Origin of the sequence: Flavobacterium sp. (genome assembly GCF_044368995.1) — a bacterium.
GTDB lineage: Bacteria > Bacteroidota > Bacteroidia > Flavobacteriales > Flavobacteriaceae > Flavobacterium.
The window spans coordinates 1-2,554 of the sequence record NZ_JBIPMS010000171.1 but is presented as its reverse complement, the minus strand read 5'-3'; the positions used below and the strand labels follow the sequence as shown (position 1 = coordinate 2,554).

General features: G+C 30.3%; 2 protein-coding genes. One reads left to right on the top strand and one right to left on the bottom strand.

Annotated features, from left to right (window positions below):
* Nucleotides 1-297 (top strand): DUF2461 family protein (locus ACIQ2I_RS08960; RefSeq protein WP_396182065.1); only part of this gene is annotated, 297 nt, incomplete at its 5' end.
* Between the two features lie 59 nt (nt 298-356).
* On the opposite strand, the gene ACIQ2I_RS08955 is transcribed toward ACIQ2I_RS08960, so the two are convergent.
* A complete protein-coding gene (locus ACIQ2I_RS08955) occupies nt 357-2,522 on the bottom strand; it encodes a DNA mismatch repair protein MutS (protein ID WP_396182064.1) in 2,166 nt (721 codons plus the stop codon).
* Between the last annotated feature and the right edge of the window lie 32 nt (nt 2,523-2,554).

Here is a 2,554-nt window from a genome sequence, read left to right as displayed (position 1 = left end):
GAACTAGACGCTTCTGATTTGAGGAAAATTATCGCAGATCCAACTTTCAAAAAAATGTTTGGAACTTTGGAAGGGGAAGAATTAAAAACAGCTCCCAAAAACTTTGACAAAACCCATCCGAACATAGATTTAATTAGGAAAAAACAATATTTACTGACCAGAAAATTCACTAATAAAGAAGTCTTATCGCCAAATTTTAAAGACGAAGTAATCGCAATTTTCAATGCCATGCGACCTTTTTTCAATTATATGAGCGAAGTGTTAACAACTGATTTAAACGGCGAAAACTTATATTAATTCTATTTAGACAAATTAATCCTAAAATTGACACATTGACTAATTGTCAAATTGCCAAATTAATTCGGTTGCACGAATTCTAAACTCTCTAAATTAGTTTTTGAAATAAAAACACCATAGTTTACAGAAACTTTGTTTTTCTCAATTTTTTCAATGGTTCCAATGGCTTTTCCGTCTTTCATACGAACTCGGTCGCCTACTTTTAAAATGACAACTGGTTTTTCAGTTACTTGTTTGGCTTTGATTTTATTTTCTTTTTTCTCAACACGAATTTCTTCTACCTTAACATTTACTTCAGCAATCACTTGTTTTGCAACAACTTCTTTAACTTTTTTTTCTTTAGCAGATATTTTTTTACGTTTCGAGTTTTCAATTTCAACTACTTTTAAAAATTCCCCAATTAATGTCTTTTTGTCTTTATTATTAAAGTATTTTTCGGCAATATCATCAATTTTTTGTCCCATATAAATCAAACGCTGATTGGCGTCATATAATTCCTGATAACGTTCTAATTTGTCCTGAATTTTAATATTTATGGTTTCCATTTTTTTGCTTTCTTCACGTGCTTTGGTTTCTTCTTCTTTTAAGGAAACAGAGGTTTTTTCCATTTTAGAACGCTCTTTTTGTAAAGTAGCAATGGTTTTATCAAATCGCACTTTTGTATTCTCAATTTTCTTTTTGGCACGATTAATTAATCCGTACGGAATCCCATTTTTCTGTGCTACTTCAAAAGTAAATGAACTCCCAGGCTGCCCCAAATGTAATTTATACATCGGTTCTAATGATTTTTCATCAAATAACATATTGGCATTACTTGCAAAAGGCAATTCGTTAGCTAATATTTTTAAATTGGTATAATGTGTGGTAATAATTCCGTAAGCATCTCTATCGTAAAATTCTTCTAAGAAAATTTCTGCCAAAGCACCGCCTAATTCAGGATCTGAACCCGTACCAAATTCGTCTATTAAAAATAAGGTTTTATCGTTACATTTTTTTAAGAAATAGTTCATATTCTTCAAACGATAACTATAAGTACTCAAATGGTTTTCAATAGATTGGTTATCGCCTATGTCGGTTAAAATTCTATCAAATAAAAAGGTTTCACTTCGTTCGTGAACTGGAATTAGCATGCCGCATTGCAACATCAATTGCAACAAACCTATTGTTTTTAATGAAATTGTTTTTCCACCAGCATTCGGACCAGAAATCACAATAATTCTGTTAGTACTTTCTAATTCAATAGTTTGTGGAAAAGTGGGTTTGTTTTCTAATTTGTTATTTAATAGTAAAATAGGATGAAAGGCTTCTCTAAAAAACAAACGCTTTTCGTCATTAATTTTTGGAAGTATGCCATTAATTCTATTGGCATATTTTGCTTTTGCCGCAATTAAATCCATATCTGATAGAAAATCCTGATATTGGGAAATTAAGTGGGCGTGTGGTCTAATTGTGGCGGATAACATGCGTAAGATTCGCATAATTTCTTCCCGTTCTTCAAACTCTAAATTATTTAATTCTCGGGAATATTTTAAAGTAGTTTCAGGTTCAATATACGCAATACTTCCGGTTTTAGAATTACCTAAAATAGATCCTTTAACCTTTTTTCGATACATTGCTTGAACAGCCAAAACCCTACGATTATCAACAACTGTTTCCTTAATATCATCTAAATAACCTAATGAATTAAATTGCGACAGCGCCATGCCAAAACTTTGGTTTATTTTTCCTCGAACCACATTAATACTTCGTCTGATATTTACTAAATCAGGTGAAGCGTCATCTTTAATTTCTCCAAACTTGTTTACAATTTCTTCAATAGATTTTGTAACGTAAGGTGTAAATTCTATTTGGATAGATTTTTTATATAATTCTGGATAATATTCTGAGAATTTCTTTAAAAATTTTAAATATTCATTAGTAGATTTACTTAAATCTAATATTTTTTTTATAGCTATAAGCTCTAAAAAACTATCTTCTATTGCCAATAATTTCAAATCAGCTGTTACGGTTTCAAATCCATGATTTGGTAAAGCGTTGTTATTGCTAAAAGAAGCTACATATTCATTGGTGTAAGCCAATTCTGAAAATAATATTTCTTTATTTTGGAACGGCTGAATTTGAAGTGCTTTTTCCATTCCAATTTCTGTATTACATCGTTCAGAAATGGTTTGTAAAATAGTATGAAACTCTAAATCTTTTAGTGTTTTTTCGGTAATTGAAATCATTTTTAAATTCTAGATAAGTGCAAAGTTACAAA